The sequence below is a fragment of the Arthrobacter subterraneus genome, assembly GCF_900099735.1.
Taxonomy (GTDB): domain Bacteria; phylum Actinomycetota; class Actinomycetes; order Actinomycetales; family Micrococcaceae; genus Arthrobacter_D; species Arthrobacter_D subterraneus.
In genome coordinates this window covers 25,578-47,704 of sequence record NZ_FNDT01000017.1, presented here as the reverse complement: position 1 = coordinate 47,704, position 22,127 = coordinate 25,578, and the positions used below count along the sequence as shown (strand labels likewise).

General features: G+C 66.5%; 19 protein-coding genes and 1 riboswitch. Of the genes, 8 read left to right on the top strand and 11 right to left on the bottom strand.

The genetic code is table 11. The features are described 5' to 3' along the window. Positions 1-7: 7 nt before the first annotated feature. Together gcvP and BLS52_RS14815 are read right to left on the bottom strand one after the other, a co-directional pair. On the bottom strand, positions 8-2,863 hold the full coding sequence (gcvP, locus tag BLS52_RS14820) for an aminomethyl-transferring glycine dehydrogenase (RefSeq protein ID WP_090587728.1): 2,856 nt from the start codon (positions 2,861-2,863) through the stop codon (positions 8-10). A gap of 157 nt (positions 2,864-3,020) precedes the next feature. Beyond that, a riboswitch (glycine riboswitch) is annotated at positions 3,021-3,118 on the bottom strand. Positions 3,119-3,194: 76 nt separating this feature from the next. Continuing rightward, entirely contained in the window at positions 3,195-4,196 is a 1,002-nt protein-coding gene (locus tag BLS52_RS14815; RefSeq protein ID WP_090587726.1) for an Lrp/AsnC family transcriptional regulator, read from the bottom strand. Positions 4,197-4,332: 136 nt separating this feature from the next. Between BLS52_RS14815 and BLS52_RS14810 the strand changes: the two genes are divergently transcribed. The 3 genes from BLS52_RS14810 to BLS52_RS14800 are packed head-to-tail and all read left to right on the top strand — an operon-like array spanning position 4,333 to position 7,099. After that, on the top strand, positions 4,333-5,088 hold the full coding sequence (locus BLS52_RS14810) for a DUF5058 family protein (protein WP_090587745.1): 756 nt from the start codon (positions 4,333-4,335) through the stop codon (positions 5,086-5,088). A 29-nt stretch (positions 5,089-5,117) separates the two neighbouring features. Then, on the top strand, positions 5,118-5,825 hold the full coding sequence (locus tag BLS52_RS14805; RefSeq protein ID WP_090587725.1) for a hypothetical protein: 708 nt from the start codon (positions 5,118-5,120) through the stop codon (positions 5,823-5,825). Between the two features lie 47 nt (positions 5,826-5,872). Then, a complete protein-coding gene (locus BLS52_RS14800; protein ID WP_090587723.1) occupies positions 5,873-7,099 on the top strand; it encodes an amidohydrolase in 1,227 nt (408 codons plus the stop codon). 57 nt (positions 7,100-7,156) lie between these two features. On the opposite strand, the gene BLS52_RS14795 is transcribed toward BLS52_RS14800, so the two are convergent. Continuing rightward, positions 7,157-8,560, bottom strand: a complete 1,404-nt coding sequence (locus BLS52_RS14795) for an LLM class flavin-dependent oxidoreductase (protein WP_090587722.1) — start codon at positions 8,558-8,560, stop codon at positions 7,157-7,159. A 165-nt stretch (positions 8,561-8,725) separates the two neighbouring features. On the opposite strand from BLS52_RS14795, the gene BLS52_RS14790 reads away from it, so the two are divergent. The 4 genes from BLS52_RS14790 (at position 8,726) to xdhC (ending at position 14,281) form a co-directional block, all read left to right on the top strand. Continuing rightward, on the top strand, positions 8,726-9,214 hold the full coding sequence (locus tag BLS52_RS14790; protein WP_090587720.1) for a flavin reductase family protein: 489 nt from the start codon (positions 8,726-8,728) through the stop codon (positions 9,212-9,214). Between the two features lie 387 nt (positions 9,215-9,601). Beyond that, positions 9,602-11,098 carry a xanthine dehydrogenase small subunit gene (locus tag BLS52_RS14785; RefSeq protein ID WP_090587719.1) on the top strand — a complete coding sequence of 499 codons (1,497 nt, stop codon included), beginning with the start codon at positions 9,602-9,604 and terminating at the stop codon, positions 11,096-11,098. After that, positions 11,095-13,482: a xanthine dehydrogenase molybdopterin binding subunit gene (gene xdhB, locus BLS52_RS14780; protein ID WP_090587717.1), complete on the top strand. Its 2,388-nt coding sequence runs from the start codon at positions 11,095-11,097 to the stop codon at positions 13,480-13,482. Before BLS52_RS14785 ends, xdhB begins: the two co-directional genes overlap by 4 nt. Position 13,483: 1 nt before the next feature. Next, positions 13,484-14,281 carry a xanthine dehydrogenase accessory protein XdhC gene (xdhC, locus tag BLS52_RS14775; protein WP_090587716.1) on the top strand — a complete coding sequence of 266 codons (798 nt, stop codon included), beginning with the start codon at positions 13,484-13,486 and terminating at the stop codon, positions 14,279-14,281. Positions 14,282-14,311: 30 nt separating this feature from the next. Here xdhC and BLS52_RS14770 read toward each other — a convergent pair whose 3' ends face one another. The 4 genes from BLS52_RS14770 to BLS52_RS14755 all read right to left on the bottom strand — a co-directional run bounded on the left by BLS52_RS14770 (position 14,312) and on the right by BLS52_RS14755 (position 17,834). Continuing rightward, positions 14,312-14,548, bottom strand: a complete 237-nt coding sequence (locus tag BLS52_RS14770; RefSeq protein ID WP_090587714.1) for a hypothetical protein — start codon at positions 14,546-14,548, stop codon at positions 14,312-14,314. A gap of 237 nt (positions 14,549-14,785) precedes the next feature. Continuing rightward, a complete protein-coding gene (locus BLS52_RS14765) occupies positions 14,786-15,649 on the bottom strand; it encodes a formate/nitrite transporter family protein (RefSeq protein WP_090587713.1) in 864 nt (287 codons plus the stop codon). A gap of 175 nt (positions 15,650-15,824) precedes the next feature. Continuing rightward, positions 15,825-17,330: an NCS2 family permease gene (locus BLS52_RS14760; protein ID WP_090587711.1), complete on the bottom strand. Its 1,506-nt coding sequence runs from the start codon at positions 17,328-17,330 to the stop codon at positions 15,825-15,827. Positions 17,331-17,339: 9 nt separating this feature from the next. Beyond that, the gene (locus BLS52_RS14755) at positions 17,340-17,834 is read right to left on the bottom strand and encodes a nucleoside deaminase (RefSeq protein WP_090587709.1); all 495 of its coding nucleotides are present in this window, start codon (positions 17,832-17,834) and stop codon (positions 17,340-17,342) included. Between the two features lie 352 nt (positions 17,835-18,186). Between BLS52_RS14755 and BLS52_RS14750 the strand changes: the two genes are divergently transcribed. Further along, positions 18,187-18,774, top strand: a complete 588-nt coding sequence (locus tag BLS52_RS14750) for a pullulanase X25 domain-containing protein (RefSeq protein WP_090587708.1) — start codon at positions 18,187-18,189, stop codon at positions 18,772-18,774. Between the two features lie 10 nt (positions 18,775-18,784). On the opposite strand, the gene BLS52_RS14745 is transcribed toward BLS52_RS14750, so the two are convergent. From BLS52_RS14745 to BLS52_RS14730, 4 genes are read right to left on the bottom strand one after another with little or no spacing between them, the layout of a single operon-like run. Further along, a complete protein-coding gene (locus BLS52_RS14745; protein WP_090587706.1) occupies positions 18,785-19,045 on the bottom strand; it encodes a hypothetical protein in 261 nt (86 codons plus the stop codon). A gap of 48 nt (positions 19,046-19,093) precedes the next feature. After that, entirely contained in the window at positions 19,094-19,936 is an 843-nt protein-coding gene (locus tag BLS52_RS14740; protein WP_245702886.1) for an ABC transporter permease, read from the bottom strand. A 4-nt stretch (positions 19,937-19,940) separates the two neighbouring features. Next, positions 19,941-20,897, bottom strand: coding sequence for an ABC transporter ATP-binding protein (locus tag BLS52_RS14735; protein WP_090587703.1), 957 nt, complete (start codon positions 20,895-20,897; stop codon positions 19,941-19,943). Further along, positions 20,894-21,982, bottom strand: a complete 1,089-nt coding sequence (locus BLS52_RS14730; RefSeq protein ID WP_090587702.1) for a LolA family protein — start codon at positions 21,980-21,982, stop codon at positions 20,894-20,896. Before BLS52_RS14730 ends, BLS52_RS14735 begins: the two co-directional genes overlap by 4 nt. Positions 21,983-22,127: the final 145 nt, after the last annotated feature.

Sequence of the window (22,127 nt, the reverse complement as noted above, 5' to 3'; positions counted from 1 at the left end):
GGGATCCTTAGTTCTCAAAAGATTCGAGCGGAGGGCAGGAGCAGACCAGATTACGGTCCCCTGCAGCGCCGTCGATGCGGCCAACCGGAGGGAAGTACTTGTCCTGGGTCAGGGAGGACACGGGGAATGCGGCCTGCTCGCGTGGGTACTTCCGGGCCCAGCCGGAGGAAACCACGGCGGCTGCGGTGTGGGGAGCGTTGCGCAGCGGGGAGTCCTCCACGGAGAAGTCTCCGCTGGCTACCTGCTCCATTTCCCGGCGGATGGTGATCATGGCTTCGATGAAGCGGTTGATCTCCGCGAGATCCTCGGACTCGGTCGGCTCCACCATGAGGGTGCCAGCGACGGGGAAGGACAGGGTGGGCGCGTGGAACCCGAAGTCGATCAGGCGCTTGGCCACGTCCTCGGCGGTGACGCCGGTGCGGGCGGTGAGCTCGCGCAGGTCGAGGATGCACTCATGCGCCACGAGGCCGCTTTCACCGGTGTAGAGGACCGGGAAGTGCTCGTTGAGCCGCGAGGCAACGTAGTTGGCCGCGAGCAGCGCGGACTTGGTGGCCTCCGTCAGGCCGGTGGCACCCATGAGCTTCACGTACGCCCAGGAAATCGGCAGGACACCGGCCGAGCCGAAGCGTGAGGCGGAGATAGGAACACCGGTGGCGCCGCCTGTGGAACCCTGGCTGTTCGCGTCACCGGGCATGAACGGGGCCAGGTGCGCCTTCGCGGCCACCGGACCCACGCCGGGTCCGCCGCCGCCGTGCGGGATGCAGAAGGTCTTGTGCAGGTTCAGGTGCGAGACGTCGCCGCCGAACTTGCCCGGCTGGGCGAGGCCCACGAGGGCGTTCAGGTTGGCACCGTCCACGTAGACCTGGCCGCCGGCTGCGTGTACGGCGTCGCAGACCTCGCGGACATCGGCGTCGTACACGCCGTGCGTGGACGGGTAGGTGATCATGATGGCCGACAGGACGTCCCGGTTGGCTTCGATCTTGGCGTTGAGGTCCGCGTGGTCAATGGTGCCGTCTGCGGCGGTGGCCACGACAACCACCTTCATGCCCGCCAGGACGGCGGAGGCGGCGTTGGTGCCGTGGGCAGAGGCCGGAATCAGGCAGACGTTCCGCTGGCCTTCGCCGCGGGAGGAGTGGTAGCCGCGGATGGCGAGCAGGCCGGCGAGCTCACCCTGCGAGCCGGCATTGGGCTGGATGGACACCTGGTCGTAACCGGTGATCTCGGCGAGATCGGCTTCCAGGCCGGAGATCAGCTCACGCCAGCCTTCGGTCTGCGAATCGGGTGCGAACGGGTGGATGGAGGCGAATTCCGGCCAGGAGATGGCTTCCATCTCGGCGGTGGCATTGAGCTTCATGGTGCAGGAGCCCAGCGGGATCATGGTGCGGTCCAGCGCCAGGTCCCGGTCGGAAAGCCTGCGGATGTAGCGCAGCAGCTGGGTCTCGGAACGGTGGGTGTTGAAGACCGGGTGCTGCAGGTAATCGGAGGTGCGCAGCACCTCACCAGGCAGCTCGAAGCCGGCGGCCTCCCTGACCGGACCGGCGCCGAAGGCGGCGGACACGGCTGAGAGGGTTTCCGGCGTCGTCGTTTCATCAACGGAGATGCCGACGGTGTCCGCGTCGATGCGGCGGAGGTTGATGCCCCTGGCCTCGGCGGCGGAGATGACCTTGGAGGCCTCGCGGGGTACGCGGACGGTGAGGGTGTCGAAGAAGGAATCGCTTCCCAGCTCCCAACCGGCAGCACGCAGGGTGGTGGCGAGGGTGCGGGCGTTGGTGTGGACCGTCCCGGCGATGGCCTTCAGTCCGTCCGGGCCGTGGTAGACGGCGTAGAACGAGGAGACGATGGCCAGCAGGGCCTGCGCCGTGCAGATGTTGGAGGTGGCCTTCTCGCGGCGGATGTGCTGTTCGCGGGTCTGGAGGGCCAGCCGGTAGGCGGGGACGCCGGCGTTGTCCCGGGAGACACCGACAATCCGGCCCGGGAGGGTGCGCTCCATGCCTTCGCGGACGGCCATGTACGCGGCGTGCGGGCCGCCGAAGAACAGGGGAACGCCGAGACGCTGGGCGGATCCGACGGCGATGTCCGCGCCCTGCTCACCCGGAGGGGTGATGAGCGTCAGGGCGAGGAGGTCGGCGGCGACCGTCACGAGGGCGCCGCGCTCCTTCGCTTCGGTGATGACGGTGGACTGGTCCCAGACGCGACCGGAGACGCCGGGCTGCTGGAGGACGACGCCGTTGATGTCACCGCTGGGCAGTCCTTGCGAGAGGTGGGCGACCTCAACCTCGAAGCCGAGCGCTTCGGCGCGGCCGAGGACAACCGCGATGGTCTGGGGGAGGCAGTCGGCGTCGAGGACGGTCTTGCCGTCCCTGGCCGACTTGTTTTTGTTGGCCCGGCGCATCAGCAGCACAGCCTCGGCAACGGCGGTGGCCTCATCGAGCAGGGACGCGTTGGCCACCGGAAGGGCGGTGAGGTCCTGGACCATGGTCTGGAAGTTCAGGAGGGCTTCAAGGCGGCCCTGGGAGATTTCCGGCTGGTACGGGGTGTAGGCGGTGTACCAGGCGGGAGCTTCAAGGACGTTCCGGCGGATCACCGGGGGAGTCACGGTGTCGTAGTAGCCCTGGCCGATCATCTGCACGGCGGTCTTGTTCTTGCCGGCCAGCGTGCGCAGCGCGTTCAGTACCTCGACCTCGCTGAGTGCGCTGTCCAGCTTCAGCGGCCGTTCCTGGCGGATGGAATCGGGAACCGCGCTGTCTACCAGCCCATCGAGGCTGTCGTACCCGACGGCCTTGAGCATGGCATCGATATCACTCTGGCGGCGGGCGCCGATGTGACGGTCTGCGAATGTGGGGACGGATGACTGGATTGTCATGGAAGGAACTCCGAAGTTCAGGTGGCCATGAAGCCACGATGATCTGGGTTCCTCCCCGCTCTGTATTGGACCTGAGAGTTTCCGCTTTGCCCGTTGTTTCCGGGCTCCACTTGCACCGTCGGTGAGCCCGGTTTCCCGGACTGCTTTCCAGAGTTGCCTCGCCGTGGCGGTACGTGGGCCTGAGAGATTCCTGGGGAGGATTTGCTCCTACGGCGCCTGCTGAACGTACCGGCAGGACTCTCCCGCCACAGATCGAAGGCTGCGCCACCTGGTCGGGTGACGCGATTCACACACCTTAGCGGTTAGTTGAGGGTTCACGCAAGTTGGTGGCCTACCAGGCGTCTCCGGGCACCGTCACTTCGCCGGTTGTGGTGCCGTCCCGGTTCAGCATCCAGCCCACCCGCTTGCGCACGTTCGCAATCACCACGCTTTCGACCAGGTCCAGGTCCGGGATGCGCTCGGCCACGGCCTGTTCCACGGCCATGATGTCGGCGGCCGTGCGCAGCCACATCATGAACATGAAGTTGGTGGCACCGGTGGTGGAGGCGCACAGGCGAAGGGAGCCCAGGGAGCCCAGCTGCGCTGCGGCGTCCTCGTGCCGGCTGGCCGGGAGGCGGGCGAACCACTGGCAGATGATGGGGAAACCGATCAGGCCGTTGGCCACCTCGCAGCGGAAGGACAGGACACCGGCGTCCAGGATCTTCTGAAGCTGGCGCCGGGCAGTGGCGGGGTGGAGGCCGATGGCCTCGGCGATCTCCGCCGCGGTGGCTCGGCCGTTGCGGCTCAGCTCCTGGATGATCGGCCGGTATTTCGGTGGGAGCGCGCCCCGGTAGGGTGTCCGGCCGCCGGCCGCGTGCTGCAGCGCTATCCGCTGGTTGGCGGTGAGGGTGTCCAGTCGCCAGCTGTACGCGCCGTAGTGCAGCTTGGTGCAGAACGAGGTCTCATACCGGGTGAGACCGGGCACCTGGTCGAGCTGCGGGTAGACGGACTCGATCAGCCACGTCGGGGTGGGTGTGATGACGGTCAGCATCATGTCCCGGTTGCGGTAGCACTCCTCAATGGTGAAAACATCCGGGATGCCGGCGATGGCGCGCACCGCGTCTTCACGCCGGGCCGGATCGCACTGCACGTCGTGGAAGGAGAGGGACATCTGGTCCGGCCTGCCGACGGGGTGTGCGGTGATCCAGGCCGCACCTGACGCCTGCAGCCGGTCCCACCGGGCGGCAAGCGAGGTGGGGTGCCTGTCGAGCGCCTCGCCGACCACCGTCCACGGCAGTCGGGGGCCGATCTGCAGGGCGTTGATGAGCCGCAGGTCCTCCTCATCGAGATTCATTGCGCAGTGATCACTTCCTCCGGAAATAGCACCTGATCTGTAAATTATCAGGGATTCAGCGCCATGTGGTGCAGGTCACTCCACAATGAAAGCAAGTGTTTTACCCATCACCAGCAGCCCCGGAAGGCCTCCCATGATGCCCACCCAGCTTGTCGAGAACGGCAGCTCGACGAACATTCTCTCCATCGCCAACATGCCCGTGCTGTGGGCCTGTGCACTCGGCGTCTTTGCCGTCATCATCCTCCAGTCCGTGATCTACATCCGTGCGGCACGGAAGGCAGCTCCCGCAGCCGGGATCACCGGAGCGGAGCTGAAAACGTCTTTCCGCTCGGGAGCGGTTGCGGCGATCGGGCCGTCACTCGCCGTCGTGCTGGTTGCCATCGCGCTCCTGGCACTCTTCGGCACACCGGCCGTGCTGGTGCGCATCGGGCTGATCGGATCGGCCGCCTACGAGACCGGCGCCGCCAACATCGCCGCGACAACCATGGGCGCCACGCTCGGTGATGCCACCTACACGCAGCAGGTTTTCGCCGTCGCATTCTTCGCGATGAGCATCGGCGGGGCAATGTGGATGCTCACTACCCTGATTGCAACGCCGCTGCTGAAGCGCGGCGAGCACAAGCTCGCCAAGGTGAACCCGCTGATCATGACCGTGGTTCCGGCCGCAGCGCTGCTGGCCGCCTTCATTTCCATTGGAATCGGTGAGATCCCCAAGAGCGCCGCGCACCTCATCACCCTCCTCACCGCGGGCGTTGTCATGGCACTCTGCCTGTTCCTCGCGAAGCGGTTGAACCGGGTCTGGCTGCGGGAGTGGGGCCTCGGCTTCGCGATCGTCGCTGCCCTCTTTGTTGCCTACGCCGCCCACACCGCCGGCCTCGGCCCAGTCGCATGACCGCCCAACTGTCCGGAAGGAACAATCCAATGACCACTCTGAGCCCAGCGCAGGCCACGGCGGACCTCGCGGAATTTGACCGCACAACCTCCCGGTGGGGGCGGCTGACCATGATCGCCGGTCTCATCATCTCCGTCGGCGGCCCGCTCTACCTGGTCCTGTTCGGAAACCTCGGCATCACCTCCACCCAGCTCTGGACCGCCGTCGCCGCCGTCCTCGGCACCTTCTTTGTCATCTGGCTGGTGGAGCCGATCACCTACTTCCCGATCCTCGGGCCCGCCGCCATGTACCAGGCGTTCATGATCGGCAATATCTCGAACAAGCTCCTGCCCTCGGTGCTGGTGGCACAGACCAGCATCGGTGCCAGGCCCGGGACGGAGCGCGGCAACTTCGCCGCCATCATGGCGATCTGCGGAGCAGCGGCCGTCCACCTCCTGTCACTGCTGGTCTTCGTGGGGATCCTCGGAACCTGGCTGATCAGCGTGGTGCCGGCGGGTGTCACCGACGTGGCCCGCATCTATGTGCTGCCGGCCGTGATGGGCGCGGTCATTGTCCAGGCCATCATCTCCATGAAGCAGCTGCGGCCCACGCTCATCGCCTTCGCCGTGGTCCTGCTGGTCCAGTTTGTCCTGCTGCCGCTGGTGCCGGGCCTGGCCATGGTCTCCACCGCGATCTCGGTCATCGGTACGATCATCATCGCCTGGTTTGCCCGCAAGGAAGCCCAGCCCGCAGCCTGAAACTGCCCTGGTCCCAGAATCCTCCGCAACAGAGAGCCCTCACCACCATGATCACCACCTCGCCCGCACCCGTACTGACCGACGAGCAGCGCGCCGAAATGCATGACCTGTACCGGCATCTGCACGCTAACCCCGAACTCTCGATGCAGGAGCACCGGACTGCCGCGCTCATCCAGGCGGAACTGGAGCGAGCGGGACTGGAGACCTTCGTCTGCGGAGGCACCGGCGTCGTCGGCGTTTTGCGCAACGGTGAGGGCCCGGTGGTGGCCTTCCGCGCCGATACTGACGGGCTGCCCATCCGGGAAGACACCGGCGTGCCCTACGCCAGCACCGCTACCGGAACGCTCGACGACGGAACGGAAGTTCCGGTGATGCACGGCTGCGGACACGACACCCATGCCGCGACCCTCCTGACGGCCGCGAAGGTCCTTGCCGGATCCACCGACCGCTGGTCCGGCACCGTTGTGCTGATCTTCCAGCCGGGCGAGGAGACCGCCGCCGGAGCCAGGGCCATGGTGGAGGACGGTCTATGGGACAGGGCGCCGAAGCCGGAAGTGGTCTACGGACAGCACGTCATGCCGGGCCTGGCGGGGACCATCCAGTACGCCTCCGGCCACACCATGACGCAGGCGGATTCCTGGAAGGTCACGCTGCTGGGCCGGCAGTCGCACGGGTCGCAGCCGCAGGATTCGATCGACCCCATTGTGCTGGGAGCGCACATCATCACCCGGATCCAGACGATCGTCTCGCGGGAGATCGATCCCCGCCGCGCGGCCGTGGTCACCGTAGGTTCTTTCCACAGCGGGCTGAAGGAGAACATCATTCCCGCCGATGCCGAGTTCACGCTCAACATCCGCACGTTCGACGACGCGGTGCGCGCAAAGGTGCTCGGCGCGCTGCGGCGGGTCATCCGGGCTGAGGCGGAGGCGTCCAATGCTCCCGAGCCGCTCATCGAGGAGCTGTACACGTTCCCCAAGAACTACAACGATCCGCAGGCCACCTCGGACGTGGTGGAAGCACTCCGCCGGGAGCTCGGCGAAGGCAGCGTCAACGAGATCGAGCCGCTGATGGGATCCGAGGACTTCGGCCTGCTGGCCGAGTCGATCGGCGTTCCTTCCGTCTTCTGGTTCTTCGGCGGCCACACCGAGGAGACCCTGGCCGCCGACCCGGTGCCGATGAACCACTCCCCGTTCTTTGCGCCCGCCATGGAGCCGACCCTCTCCACCGGCGTGCAGGCCGCGCTGGCGGCGATCCTGTCGAAGGTCGGCGTGTAGGCGGGCTCTACCGCCCTACATCTGCCCCCCTATACCTGCCGGGCTGCACCTGCCGGGTTACACCTGCCGGGCAGCGGCTCCGATGCGGTACCCGCTGCCCTTGTGGTCCTCCGGAAGCTTGTCGCCCTTGCCGAACAGCTTGTTCCGCAGCGTGCCGGGCGCGTATTCGGTCTGGTAGGCGCCGCGCTTCTGCAGTTCGGGGACCACGTACTTCACGATGTCCTCGAACGTGCCGGGCGTGATGGCGTAGGCCAGGTTGAAGCCGTCGACGTCGGTCTCATCCACCCAGGAGATGAGCTCCTCGGCGACCTCGGCGCCGGAACCGACCAGGCGCGGTCCAAGGCCGCCGATGCTCGCCGATTCGGCGATGTCACGCACGGTCCAGGGCTTGCCGTCGTCGTTCACTTTCTGGAAGTTGGACACCGTCGACTGGATGGCATTGGACTTCACTTCCCCGATCGGGTCATCGAGGGAGTACTCGGACAGGTCGATGCCCATCCAGCCGGACATCAGGGTCAGCGCGCCCTCGTTGCTGGCGTACTGCTTGTACTCCTCGTGCTTGGCGTGCGCGGCCTCGCTGGTCTCATCGGTGATCACGGTGAGCAGGGTGTAGATCCGGACGGAGTGCCGGTCCCGGCCGGCGGCCTCGACGGCGTCGCGGATCTTGGTCACCGTGTCCTTGAGGATGTCCTTGGTGGGGGAGGCGACGAAGATGGCCTCAGCGTTCCCTGCCGCGAACGCGATGCCGCGGGAGGACGCCCCGGCCTGGTAGATCACGGGGGTGCGCTGGGGCGAGGGCTCGCTGATGTGGATGCCGGGCACCTTGAAGTACTTGCCCTCGTGGCGGATCTCGTGCACCTTCTCCGGATCGGTGAAGATGCCGCGCTCGCGGTCGCGGACCACGGCGTCGTCCTCCCAGGAGCCCTCGAGCAGCTTGTAGACCACCTCAAGGTATTCATCGGCATGGTTGTAGCGCTCATCGTGTTCAAGCTGGTCCTCGTTGCCCATGTTCCGCGCGGCGGAGGGGAGATAGCCGGTGACCACGTTCCAGCCGAAGCGGCCGTTGGTGATGTGGTCCAGGGTGGAGAGGCGGCGGGCGAACGGGTACGGGTGCTCGTACGCGGTGCCGGCGGTGACGCCGAAGCCAAGGTTCTCGGTGACTACGGCCATGGCGGAGACCAGGAGGAACGGGTCGTTGACCGGGACCTGCGTCCCCTCGCGCAGCGCGGAGGCGTTGGAGGAGCCATACGTGTCATAGGTGCCGAGCACGTCGGCAATGAAGATGCCGTCGAAGAGGCCCCTCTCGAGCGTCTTCGCCAGATCCGCCCAGTAGCGGATGTCCTTGTACCGCCAGGACTCATCATCCGGGTGGCGCCACATGCCCGGGGACTGGTGCCCCACGCAGTTCATGTCGAACGCGTTGAAGCGGACGTGCCGGCGGGTTCCGTCAGTGGTTGCCATGGGGTCTCCTTTGAAGCTGGCGGCTTTCCCCCAGTATGGGCGCCGGCCCCGGAGTCCCGGGAAGGAAGCGAAACGTGAGGTAAAGAACTGGATACCTCCCCCGAGGCAGTTGAGAGTCTTATGGGTATGCAATGTCGGTCATGGGCCGGCCGAGAGGATCACCGTATGGCACCGTTCCCCGGAGGCGGCAAGACACAGCGAGAGGTGCTGGGCAGATTCTGCTCCGGCATCACCGTGGTGACCGCCGTGACCGACGACGGCCCGGTTGGCTTCACCTGCCAGTCCTTCGCCTCTCTTTCGCTGGACCCACCCCTGGTCAGCTTCAACCCGGCCCGGACTTCCACCACGTGGCCCCTGATCCGCGAGGCCGGCAGTTTCTGCATCAACGTCCTCTCCGTGGAGCAGAAGGACATCAGCAACGCTTTCGCTCGCTCCGGGGCGGACCGCTTTGCCGGCGTCCGCTGGTCGCCGGCGCCTTCCGGCGCCCCGATTCTGGACGGCGGGATCGCCTGGGCGGACTGCACTCTCTGGGCAGAGTACGACGGCGGTGACCACACCATTGTGGCGGCGCTGGTGCACGCGCTGGACGAGGGCGTCGATGAGGATCCGCTGCTGTTCTACCGCGGAGGGTACGGGATCCCGTCCCGCTGGTAATCCTGCGCGGTATGCCCGGAACGGCGGCGCGCATCCGCTGCATCCTCCCGTTGACAACGCCTGAGGCCCGGGCGGAAAATTGTTGCAAGGAGCCCCTCGATGGGATTCCGGAGGCCGGGCGTGATGCGCCTTTCGCATCTGCTGTTTTCATTAGCAGCACATGGGCCTCCGAATCCCTTCCGGGGGCTCCTTGCCATGTCCCCCGGAGTCCGGACACTTGCGCGCGCTTTATCCCGCATTGTGGAAACACAATTCCACGGAATGGGTGTACGCTAGGTCACACCGAAACTACGTAACGAACACTGTGGCACGGACCTTCCACGCGGTCCGGGATCCCCGCACTGTTTGGTTGGCGCGTCGGTCCGGTTAGGTACGGGAGCGTGAACAATGGACGGAATCAAGGTAACCGTCAACGGCAAAGTCCGGGACTGCAGCGGAACAAACCCCTCCACTCGATTACTCGACTGGTTACGGAATGAGGGCCTTACCGGCTCCAAGGAGGGTTGCGCGGAAGGGGAATGCGGCGCCTGCGCCATCCTCGTAGCCCGGCCCGACGGGCCGGACCGCAGCCGGTGGACGTCCGTCAACGCCTGTCTCCCCCCGGCGCTGGCATTCGACGGCCAGGAAATCATCACCGCCGAGGGCCTGGGCAATGTCTCCGACGCCTGCACGCCGGAGGACCTGCACCCGGTGCAGCGCGAAATGGCCGACCGCGGCGGCTCGCAGTGCGGCTACTGCACCCCCGGCTTCATCTGCTCCATGGCAGCGGAGTACTACCGGCCGGAGCGCTCGCCGGCGCAGGAGGACCGGGAAACCGGAACAGCCGTCGTCGGCGAGGAGCACGCCACCGACCACGAGTGCGGCCCCAACGGGTTCGATCTCCACGCCCTGAGCGGCAACCTCTGCAGGTGCACCGGCTACCGGCCCATCCGGGACGCGGCGTACGCGCTCGATGTTCCTGCTGAGTCGGATCCGCTGCTCGACCGTCAGAACCGGCCGGCGCCTGCGCCGGGGCATACCCGGGTCAGCGGTGAGGCGGAGTTCATCCGTCCACAGTCCCTGGACGAGGTGCACGCAGCCCTGCAGGAAAACCCCGACGTGAAATTGGTTGCCGGTGCCACGGACCTCGGCGTCGAGGTCAACCTCCGGCACTCCCGCCCTCCGCTGGTGCTGGCCATCGACCGCCTCGAGGAACTCCGTGGGTTGGCGTTCGGCGCCGATTCCATCGAGATCGGCGCGGCGTTGACACTCTCGGAGGTCGAACGGGCGTTGGACGGCCGGGTGCCGCTGCTGGGCCACCTGTTCCCGCAGTTCGCCTCGCGCCTGATCCGCAACGCGGCGACCTTCGGCGGGAACCTTTCCACCGGCTCGCCCATCGGTGATTCCGCCCCCGTATTCCTGGCGCTGGATGCCCGGGTTGTCCTGTCCTCCGCCGACGGGGAACGTGAGGTGCCGCTGTCGGAGTACTACACCGGCTACCGCCAGAGCGTGCGCAAGCCCCATGAGATGCTCCGCGCCATCCGCATCCCGCTCCCGCTCGCCGAGAGCACCGCGTTCTACAAGATCGCCAAGCGGCGCTTCGACGACATTTCCAGCGTGTCCGTCGCCATCGCGCTGCAGCTGAGTGCCGGCGTCGTACGCTCCGTGCGCATCGGTCTGGGGGGTGTGGCAGCCACGCCGATCCGCGCCCTGGCCACGGAGGAGGCGCTGGTCGGCCAGCCCTGGACGTCCGATACTGTGGCCGCCGCCGCCGCCGTGATGGCGGGTGAAGGGACGCCGATCGATGACATGCGGGCCAGTTCGCTGTACCGGTCGGCGATGCTGAGGCAGGCACTGCTGAAATTCCATGCCGAGAACGCCGAAGAACTGGAGGTGGCCAGGTGAAATCGCTCGCAGACCGCCCCGTAAATCCCGTGGTGGGCATCCCGGTATCGCATGAAAGCGCAGCCGGGCACGTCACCGGCACCGCGCTGTACACGGACGATTTGATTGTCCGCAGCTCCAACGTCCTCCACGCCTGGCCGGTTCAGGCCCCGCACGCGCACGCCCGCATCCTGGACCTGCGCACCGAACCCGCGCTGAAGGTGCCGGGCGTGGTGCGGGTGCTGACGGCGTCGGACGTTCCAGGCGTCAACGACGCCGGCATCAAGCACGACGAACCGCTCTTCCCCAGCGAGGTCATGTTCTACGGCCATGCCGTGTGCTGGGTGCTGGGAGAGTCGCTGGAGGCCGCACGGTTGGGCGCTGAGGCGGTGGAGGTGGACTACGAGCCGCTGCCCTCCATCGTGACGCTGGAGGAGGCCATCGAGGCGGAAAGCTTCCAGGGGAACCGCCCCACGGTTGCCCGCGGCGAGCCGGACAAGGCCCTGGAAAAGGCGCGGCACCGGTTCAGCGGCGAATTCCAGTTCAGCGGGCAGGAGCACTTCTACCTCGAAACGCACGCGTCCTTCGCGTATCTCGACGAGGGCGGGCAGGTGTTTGTCCAGTGCAGCACGCAGCACCCGTCCGAGACCCAGGAAATCGTTGCGCATGTACTGAACCTCGCCAACCACGACGTCACGGTGCAGTGCCTGAGGATGGGCGGCGGGTTCGGCGGCAAGGAGATGCAGCCCCACGGCTGGGCGGCCATCGCTGCGCTCGGCGCCACCCTCACCGGCCGGCCCGTCCGGCTGCGCCTGAACCGCACCCAGGACATCACCATGTCCGGAAAGCGGCACCCGTTCCACGCACGCTGGGAAGCAGGGTTCGACGACGACGGCCGCCTCCTTGCCCTGAAGGCCACACTGACGAGCGACGGCGGCTGGAGCCTCGATCTCTCCGAACCCGTTCTCGCGCGGGCGCTGTGCCACATCGACAACGCGTACTACATCCCGAACATCGAGGTGCACGGCCGGATCGCGAAGACCAACAAGACGTCGCAGACGGCGTTCCGCGGATTCGGCGGTCCGCAGGGAATGCTCGTGATCGAGGATCTGCTCGGCCGGTGCGCGCCGCTGCTGGGGCTGGATCCCAGCGAGCTCCGCCGTCGTAATTTCTATGAGCCGGGACAGAGCACGCCGTACGGGCAGCCGGTGCGGCACGCCGAGCGGCTGCAGGCGATCTGGCGGTCGCTGGAGGACCGTTCGGACATCGCCCGGCGCCGGGAGGAGATTGCTTCGTTCAATGCGTCGCACCCGCACACCAAGCGGGCGCTCGGTATGACGCCGGTGAAGTTCGGGATCTCCTTCAACCTGACCGCGTTCAACCAGGCGGGCGCGCTGGTGCACGTCTATAAGGACGGGTCGGTGCTGATCAATCACGGCGGCACGGAGATGGGGCAGGGCCTGCACACCAAGATGCGGCAGGTGGCGGCGACGGCGCTCGGTGTTCCGTTGTCCTCCGTGCGGCTGGCGCCGACGCGGACGGATAAGGTGCCCAACACGTCCGCGACGGCGGCGAGCTCCGGTGCGGACCTCAACGGCGGCGCAATCAAGAACGCCTGCGAGCAGATCAGCTCCCGGCTCGCGGAAGTCGCTGCCCGGAAGCTCAACATCCACCCGGACGACGTGCGGTTCGACGCCGGCAAGGTCACCGGCATCGGCTTCCACGACGCGTCGCTGACCTTCGCCGAACTGGCCCGCGACGCCTACTTCCAGCGGGTGTCCCTCTGGGCCGCCGGCTACTACCGGACCGAGGGCCTGCACTGGGACAGCACCCGGATGCAGGGCGAGCCGTTCAAGTACTTCAGCTACGGCGCGGCCGTCAGCGAGGTGGAGGTGGATCGTTTCACCGGCGCCTACCGGCAGTTGCGGACGGACATCGTGCACGACGTCGGCGACAGCCTCTCGCCGATGATCGACGTCGGGCAGATCGAGGGCGGCTTTGTGCAGGGCGCCGGCTGGCTGACCCTTGAGGACCTGCGGTGGGACGCCTCGGATGGTCCCAACCGCGGGCGCATCACCACCCAGTCGGCGAGCACGTACAAGCTGCCGAGCTTCTCGGAGATGCCCGAGGAGTTCAACGTCCACCTGTTTGAGCGGGCCACGGAAAGCGGTGTGGTGTACGGGTCGAAGGCCGTGGGCGAGCCGCCGCTGATGCTGGCGTTCAGTGTGCGGGAGGCGTTGCGCCAGGCGGTTGCCGCGTTCGGGCCGGGTGATGTTGCCGTGGAGCTCGCCAGCCCCGCCACTCCGGAAGCAGTGTTCTGGGCGATCGAACGGGTGTCTGCGCCGTCGTCGTCTGCTGCCTCTTCGGAGGATCTTGTGCCCTCCGCTTCGGGTTCAGTGCGTTGAGATGGACTGGCTGGAGGCGCTGCAGCACCTGAGGTCCTCGGGCCTGCCGGGGGTGCTGGCGACCGTGTCGGAGGTGCGCGGGCATTCGCCGCGGGAGGCGGGGGCGAAGATGCTCGTCGGTGCTTCTTCCACCTGGGGGACCATCGGCGGCGGGAACCTTGAGGCGACGGTGATCGACCGGGCGCGGGAGATGATGGCGGCCGGTGTCTCGTCCGCGGAGAACGTCGAGTTCTCGCTGAACGAGCACGCGGTGACCCAGCATGGGCGGCAGTGCTGCGGCGGAAAGGTCCGGGTGCTGCTTGAACCGTTCCTGTCACTGCCTACGGTGGCGGTGTTCGGCGTCGGGCATGTTGGGTATGAGCTCGGAAGGGTTCTATCCAGGCTGCCGCTGAGGTTGTTGCTGGTGGACAGCCGGGCTGAGCAGCTGTTGCCGGAGCGGCTGGCGGATGTCATCTACGGGGTGGCGTCCGTGCAGGCCGTCCACACGCCGGTGCCGGACTCATTCCTGGGTGAACTGCCTGCCGGTGCGCACGTGTTCATCATGAGCCACGACCACTCGGAGGACTTCCTGCTGTGCGATGCCGCGCTGCGCCGGGGTGATCTGGGCAGTGTGGGGCTGATCGGGTCGAAGGCCAAGTGGTCGCGGTTCCGGCAGAAGCTGGCGGCGGAAGGGTACTCCGAGACTGAGATCGGCCGGATCCAGTGCCCGATCGGGTTGCCGGACGTGACGGGTAAGGCGCCGGCCGTGATCGCGGTGAGCGCGGCGGCGGACCTGCTGCGGCGGCTCTCCTCCCGCTAACCGGCCCGCCTAATGGGCGCAGGGCAAGCGTTAGCCGCGGTCGGTGTACCTGCCCTCACGGTCACCGAAACCTTGACGGTGGCCGAGGGAGACATACCGGCCGCGGATCGCTCCTGCGGGCACGGTTCCGCCGTTCTCCGTTGTGACATAGCTGCCGGTGATCACCGGACGCGTACGCGTTGTCACATAGGTGCCGCCGTTCGGTGGCAGTTGTTCGGGGAACTGGGTATCAACGGTTTTAACGGGACGGTTCGCGAGAAGTGTCATGTCATCTCCTGGTTGTTGAACGGTGTGTTCAGGCTGAAGGAGGACGACGCGGTGCTGTCATGGCCGGGCGCGGCGTCCGAGGAGGCGACGCTGCCGGGTAGGGAAGAAGCGGGTGGGCGCCTGACGATCAGGCGGTCCTGCGGCTTCCACGCTAGCAGTTGTTATGAATCACTCATAATAAGATGGCCGGTAAGTGGGCGGACTAACACCGCCGTACCCGCTCGGCCGGACGCAACCTTAGTTGCGGATCCCGCTCTCAATGCGTGCGATGTCATCCACTGTTGGAAGAACCGCGGCGTTCGACGGTGCCTTTGTCCGGGCATGGGTGACGTAGAGGGGAAGCGCCGTGAACAACAGGCCGCCCACGAGGTTGCCGAGCACCGTCGGGATTTCATTCCAGACCAGGTAGTCGAGGATGGTGAACTCGGCGCCGAGCAGCAGCCCTGACGGGAACAGGAACATGTTGACGATCGAGTGCTCGAAGCCCATGAAGAAGAAGAGCATGATCGGCATCCACATGACGATCACCTTCCCGGGGACGTCCTTGGCCATCATGGCGCCTGCGACGCCGATGGACACCATCCAGTTGCACAGCATGCCGCGGACGAACAGCGTCAGCATCCCGGCGGCGCCATGCTCGGCATAGCCCAGCGTGCGCCCCTCGCCGATGTGACCGATGGCGACGCCCACCTCATTCGGCGGGATGGCGAAACCGAAGGTCACCACGATCGCCATCAGCACGGCCACCGTGAACGCTCCGATGAAGTTCCCCACGAACACCAGGCCCCAGTTGCGGAGGACGCCGCGCACCGTGACGCCGGGGCGCTTGTCCAGCAGCGCGAGGGGCGTCAGGACGAACACCCCGGTCAGCAGGTCGTAGCCGAGGAGGTAGAGCAGGATGAACCCGACGGGAAAGAGGATCGCCCCCGCCAGCGGGATGCCGGTGGTCACGCTCACTGTGACGGCGAACGCAGCCGCCAGGGACAGCAGTGCGCCGGCCATCGCCGCGCGCACTACCGTGTCCCGGGTGGACATGAAGATCTTCGACTCGCCTGCGTCGATCATCGTTGTGATCAGGTCACTGGGCTTCACATAGGACATAGGAATGGGCTCCGGGGGTCTCGTTTCCATGCAGTCCGGGCCGGGCAGCATGGGAAGACGCTATTGATCCGGTATTTCCGCCACGTTTCCCGCGGAGTCCTGCCGCGTTACCTTTCGCCCACCGCTTTGGCTCACCACTGTGAGAAGCCTGCCCTCCCGGCCAGCGCCGGCGTGCTCACCCGCCCATCCACACCGTGATCGGTCCGCGGGCGAAGTAGACCAGGAACCCGGCCGCCACCACCCAGAGCAGCGGGTGGATCTTGCGTGCCTTGCCGGACGATGCGCGGATGATGACCCAGCTGATGAATCCTGCGCCGATCCCGTTGGCGATCGAGTAGGTCAGCGGCATGGTCACGATGGTCAGGAACGCCGGGAGCGCGATCGAGAAGTTCCGGAAGTCGATCTCCCGGATCTGCGCAACCATCATGGCACCGACGACGACGAGGGCCGCCGCCGCTACCTCCAGCGGCACCACTGCGGTCAGTGGAGTGAAAAACATGGCCGCCAGGAACAACGAACCGGTCACCACGGATGCCAGCCCGGTGCGGGCCCCCTCGCCGATTCCTGCAGCGGAGTCGATGAAGACCGTGTTGGATGATGCCGACGAGCCGCCGCCGGCAACAGCACCGACACCCTCGATCACGAGTGCGGACTTCAGCCTCGGGAAGTTACCCCGCTTGTCAGTCAGCCCGGCCTGCTTCGCGAGGCCGGTCATGGTCCCCATGGCATCGAAGAAGTTGGTGAACACCAGGGTAAACACGAGCATGGTGGCAGCAAGTGCGCCGATGCGGTCGAACGCCCCGAACAGGTCGAAGGCGCCGACCAGGCTGAAGTCCGGCAGCGACACGATGTTCGAGGGGATGACCGGCGCGTTCAGATGCCAGCCGGCCGGGTTGTCCGGGCCGCCGGACCCAAGCCGCAACGACATCTCGACAACGATGGCGATCACCGTGGTGACAATGATCCCGATGAGCAGCCCGCCCTGCACTTTCCGGGCGATCAGGATGCCCATGGTCACCAGGCCAACAATGAACACCAGGGTCGGAACCGTGGTGATGGATCCGCCGTCGCCCATTTGAACCGGTGGACCGCCGGCGGTCCGGGTCACGAAGCCGGAGTCCACAAAGCCGATGAAGGCGATGAAGAGTCCGATTCCCACCGTGATCGCCGCCTTGAGCTGACGCGGAACGGCGTTGAAGATCGCCGTCCGGGCGCCGGTCACGGCCAGCAGTACGATCAGCAGTCCGTTGATGACCACCAGTCCCATGGCTTCAGCCCACGTCACGTCGCCAACCACGGAGACGGCGAGGAACGAGTTGATGCCCAGGCCGGCGGCGATGCCGAACGGCAGGTTGGCGACCACCCCGAAGAGGATGGTCATGACGCCGGCAGTCAGCCCCGTGACCGCGGCGATCTGCGTTGCCTGGAGCCAGCCGCCCTCAACATCCAAGGGGGCGGCGTCGGGGCTGAATCCACCGAGGATCAGCGGGTTGAGGATGACGATGTACGCCATGGTGAAGAAGGTGACAAAGCCGCCGCGGACCTCACGGTTTCGCGTGGAGCCGCGCTCGGTGATCTTGAAGAAACGGTCCAGCGGGCTGAGATTCCCGGGCTGGACGGGGCGGCGGGTTGTGGGGCGGCCGGGCTCGGGGTGGCTGCCGGTGTCGGTCAGGATTGCCATGGCGGTCTCCTAGTAATCCACGCGGGCGGTGAGGGAGTTCCACGCCTCGAAGGGCGATGAAGCAGGAACGGGAGCCGACGTCGTCAGCTTGTACTGGCGCACCGGCATCGACCGGTCCTCCACAGGGGTAGCGAAGTAGTCGTAGAACACGGCGTCGTCGAATCCGGCCCTGGCGGCGTCGTTCCGGTCAGCAGCGAATACGACGGCGTCCACCCGGGCCCAGAGTGCGGCCGACAGGCACAGGGGGCACGGTTCGCAGCTGGTGTAGAGGGTGCTGCCGGAGAGATCGAACGTCTCAAGGGAAGCGCACGCGTTGCGGATGGCCATGACCTCCGCGTGCGCCGTCGGATCATTGTTGGCGGTAACCCGGTTGGCGCCCTCGAAGGAGCGCCCGTCGAGTGTCACAATCAGCGCGCCGAACGGGCCGCCGGAATTGTAAACGTTGTCGGTCGCCAGGGAAATGGCCTTGGAGAGGAACTGCTCTTCTTTGGTGGTGGTAGTCATGGAGATGCTCCCGAATGTGGGGCAGCAATCGCTCGAGTCCACGGACGCCAACTAGAAGACGGTGTTCTGCGACCAGACTGCTGCGGTATGGGGATTTGCAGGTCCACCTGGTAGATAGCTCCGAAGAAGGAGCCCGCCGTTGGCTTCGAGGTATCACGTTAGCAGCGCGTTGTGACCTACACCATAGGTTTCACGAAATATCTTTCTCACTCAGTGAAATAAGACGCAAGGGTCCCGGGAGGCGTCAGTCACAATTCGACACGACATGCCGGGTCGCGCGCGGGCTCCCCGGCAATGCCGGGATGCGCTGTCAAAATTTTCTCGGAAGTACAGCAAATCGAGAGGTCCACACATGAGTGCCCAAGACAACACCGCAGCCCGCTTGAAGGCCATCGTCCAGATCCTGGCCGAGCAGCCCGGAGCGCCCGTTAAAGGCACGGAGGTGCTGGCAGCAGCGGTTGCCCGCGTTCCGCTGAGCGAGTGGGAGAGCGAAGTTCTCAGCGGCGGCGTTGCCCGCGGCGTCAAGCGCCTCTCGGCCGCCACCGCCACGCTGGTCAAGGAAGGCTTCATCCTCAAGGGCCGCACCGGGTGGACCGTCACCGAGGAGGGCGCACGCTACGCCACCGCGCCCGACGCCGTTGCGCTCGCCGGCAGCTTCGGTCACCGTCTGGGCGCCGAGGACTGGTCGGCGGCCGCGGATCAGGTCCAGATGGCGTACAGCCCCGTATCGCAGCGCTGGGAACTCACTGCCCAGCTGCCCGCAGGCACGTATGAGTACAAGGTCGCAATCGACCGCTCATGGGAAGAGAACTACGGCGCGTTCGGCGTGCGGAACGGCGCCAACCACGTCCTCCAGCACGACGGCGGTGTGGTCACCTTCCGGTACGACCACAGCTCAAACGATGTTGCAGTGACCGTCCTGGACGGCGCACTGGTCTAGCGTTTACCGGTCAGCTTTCCTCGTTCCGGGGTTCCTTCACCGGGTTTTCCCGGCCCATCTCGTCCCAGTTGCCTGAGTTGTCGGCGGCGTCTTCCGGTTTTTCTCCGGGTTCGTCGCCGCCAACGTAGGCTGCCGGAGCCGCCCCGGCCTCATGCGTTCCCTGCTGTTCACGGATGTTAGAGGCATGCCCTGCGTGCGGCTCGGGTTCGAGAACTTCCTCGCGGGGATCCTCGGGGTGCTCGTGGGTGCTCTCAGCGGCGTTGTCGGTCATGGGTGCGATCCTTTCACCATCGGAGCAGCCGGCGCCAGCACACGTCGGCTACGCGAGCACATCCTTGGTGCTGAAGCGGCCGTAGGCGAGGGCGCCGAACACCACGATGTAGCCCGCCTGCAGCACGGCGTTCGCGGCGAAGGAGTCCCACACCACCGGATCCCGCAGCAGGTCCGCAAAACCGAGCCAGTAGTGGGTCAGCAGCCAGGGATGGATCCACTCCAGTTGCGGCAGCTGCCCCACCACCTGGCTGACCACCGACGCCACCACGGTTGCGGCCATCGCTCCGACCGGGACGTCGGTCAGCGTTGACATAAAGAGCCCGACGGCGCACAGCCCCAGCAGGGACAGCGTCACGTAGAGGCACACCAGCGCAATGCGCACCAGCGACTCGGTCACGTCGATGGTGGTCCCGGACAGGGTGGTCACCGGCCCCACCGGGAACAGCAGCGCGCCCATAAGAGTGCCCACCGAGCCCACGGTGAACGTCGCCGCCAGGCAGAAGACGACGGCGCCCGCGTACTTCACTGCCAGCAACCGTCCGCGCGCCACGGGCGACATGAGGAGATACCGCAGCGTGCCGGTGCTCGCCTCACCGGCGACGGTGTCACCTGCCACCACCCCGACGGTCAGCGGCAGGAACAGCGGAATGGCCACGATGGTGGCGACGACGGCGACAAACAGTCCGTTTTGGCTCACCTGGTCCAGGAAGGCCGGCCCGCGCCCGCGCGGCGGTCCGGATGACAGCTTCACTGCGACGGCGATCAACACCGGGATCGCCGCAAGCGCAGCAAGCAGGGCCCAGGTGCGCCGCCGCCGGAAGAGGACGGACAGCTCCGACCCGAGGAACCGCCACCCGACGGACTTCCGTGACGCCGTGCTACTGGACAACGTCTTACTGGACAACGTCGAACCCCTCCCCGGTCAGCGCCACGAAGAGGTCCTCAAGGCCGGCCTGATCGACGCTGAAACCGTTCACCCGGACGCCGGCTTCAACGAGTTCCCGCACAATCCGGTCCGGCGTCACGCCGTCCGGAAGGGGCGCGGTGATGATGTGCGCGCCGGGGGAGGCGCCGTCGTCGTCGGGTGTTGTTCCGAGCCGGCGCAGCACAGTGTGAGTTTGCGGCAAGTCAGGGGTGACCACGCGGAGGCGGGGTTCGCCGGCCCGGCGCAGTTCCTCCAGGCTGCCCTGGGCCACGAGGGAACCGGCGCTGAGCACGGCGGCGTGGGAGCAGATCTGCTCGACCTCCGTCAGCAGGTGGCTCGAGACGAAGACCGTGGTTCCTTCCTCCGTCAGGGAGCGGACGAGGTGGCGGACCTCGCGGGTGCCCTGCGGATCGAGGCCGTTGGTCGGTTCGTCGAGGACTATCAGATCGCGGTGGGTGAGGAGGGCGTTGGCGATCCCGAGGCGCTGCTTCATGCCGAGCGAGTAGCGGCCTACCTTCTTCCCCGCGGCCTGGGAAAGCCCTACCCGTTCGAGCGCCGTGTCGACGCGCTGCCGGCGTGTGGAGGGGGAAACGTAGCGGTCGGCTGCGTCGAGCCGGAGCAGGTTCGCGGTCCCGGAGAGGAACGGATAGAAACCCGGGCCCTCCACCAGCGCACCGACCCGGGGGAGAACCTGCTGCAGCGCCCGCGGAATGGATTCGCCGAGTACCCGGACGTCTCCGGAGGTGGCTGAGGCCAGGCCCAGCAGGATCCGGATGGTGGTGGTCTTCCCCGAACCGTTCGGCCCCAGGAAACCGAACACCGAACCGCGCGGCACCGCGAGATCAATCCCGTTGAGCACGCTCCGTCCGCCCAACCGCTTGGTCAGGCCGGTGGTCTCGATGACGAGGTCGGCGGCCCCGCTCACTGTCCGGCGGCTACTGCCTGCAGGCGTTCAACCGTGACGGAACCGGCGAGGACACGGCCGTCGTCGGCAAGAAGGACGTTGACCAGGGTGGTGGACAGCAGCTGCCCGCCGTCGACCGGGGTGCTGAGCTGCGCCAGTTCTTCCGGAATCTGCTGCTGCCCGGCAGGAACAACGACGACGGCGTCCCAGCCTTCACCGATGACGGTCGGCTTCTCTGCTTCCGCGGTTTCCTTATGCGTGTGCTCACCGCGCTGGTGATCCTTCGGGTCCACTTCCGTGACGGTTGCACCGTCCGGCGGGGTGAAGGCGAAGAGGCTTTCATCGGGTGCTTCGTAGCTGATGTCGGTGAATGCGGAGCTGAAGGCCGGGTCACTGCTGCCGGCCGCTGCCACGGCGACGCCCAGGGGAAGTCCGGTTTCGCCGTCGACCGCTACGGTGACCGAGCCGACGAGCGTCTCAGCGGAGCGCGGCGTCAGGATGAGGTCGTAGACCGCACGGCCGGCGACCATGCGGTCGGAACCGACGGTGACTTCCGTGGACGGGTCGACTTTCTCGAGGAAGTGGGCGGCGAGGTCGTGCGGTGCCTGGGTGCCGCCGTCGGGCTTCTCATGATCCCCGAGGGTGGCGTGGAGGGCCTCATTCTCATCGGAGTTGTAGTACCAGAGCTCATCTCCGTTGCGGATGACGTTGCGTTCCTCGAGCTGGTCGAGTACCTGCAGGCGCGACTGATCGGGACCGTTGACGTACACCTGGGCCGTGTGGGAGCCGGTGACCAGTTCCATCGCGGCGCTGGCCGGGGAGGTGTCACCGCCGTCGTCGTCGTTTGGCGAGCCGTTCCCGCCGCCGGCCGCGTCCAGGGCCGAGAGATCGGGGAGGCCCAGGTTGGAGGTCTGTTCCACAGTGCCGGAGAACGCTGCGACGTCCTTCTCCTGAACCAGTGCGAGGACCTCTGCGGCGGTCTTGTCCGGGAGGTCAACCGCTGCGTTGGCGGAGAACGGGGCCACCAGCGCCGCTGCTCCGACCGCTCCGGCGGCTATTGCAGCAGGAGTCCACTGACGCCATGATTTTCGACCTGTACGAGTCATTGTGAACTTCCTCGTTCCGGTGGAGTGCTGGGGGGCGGGCCTGTGCGCCACGCTACACCGGGAACCTGAGAATTGCGTTGGAGTTTCGGGGTGGAACTTTTGTGCATTTCTGGTGGCTTCCGACGTCGCGAAAGCACCATAACTG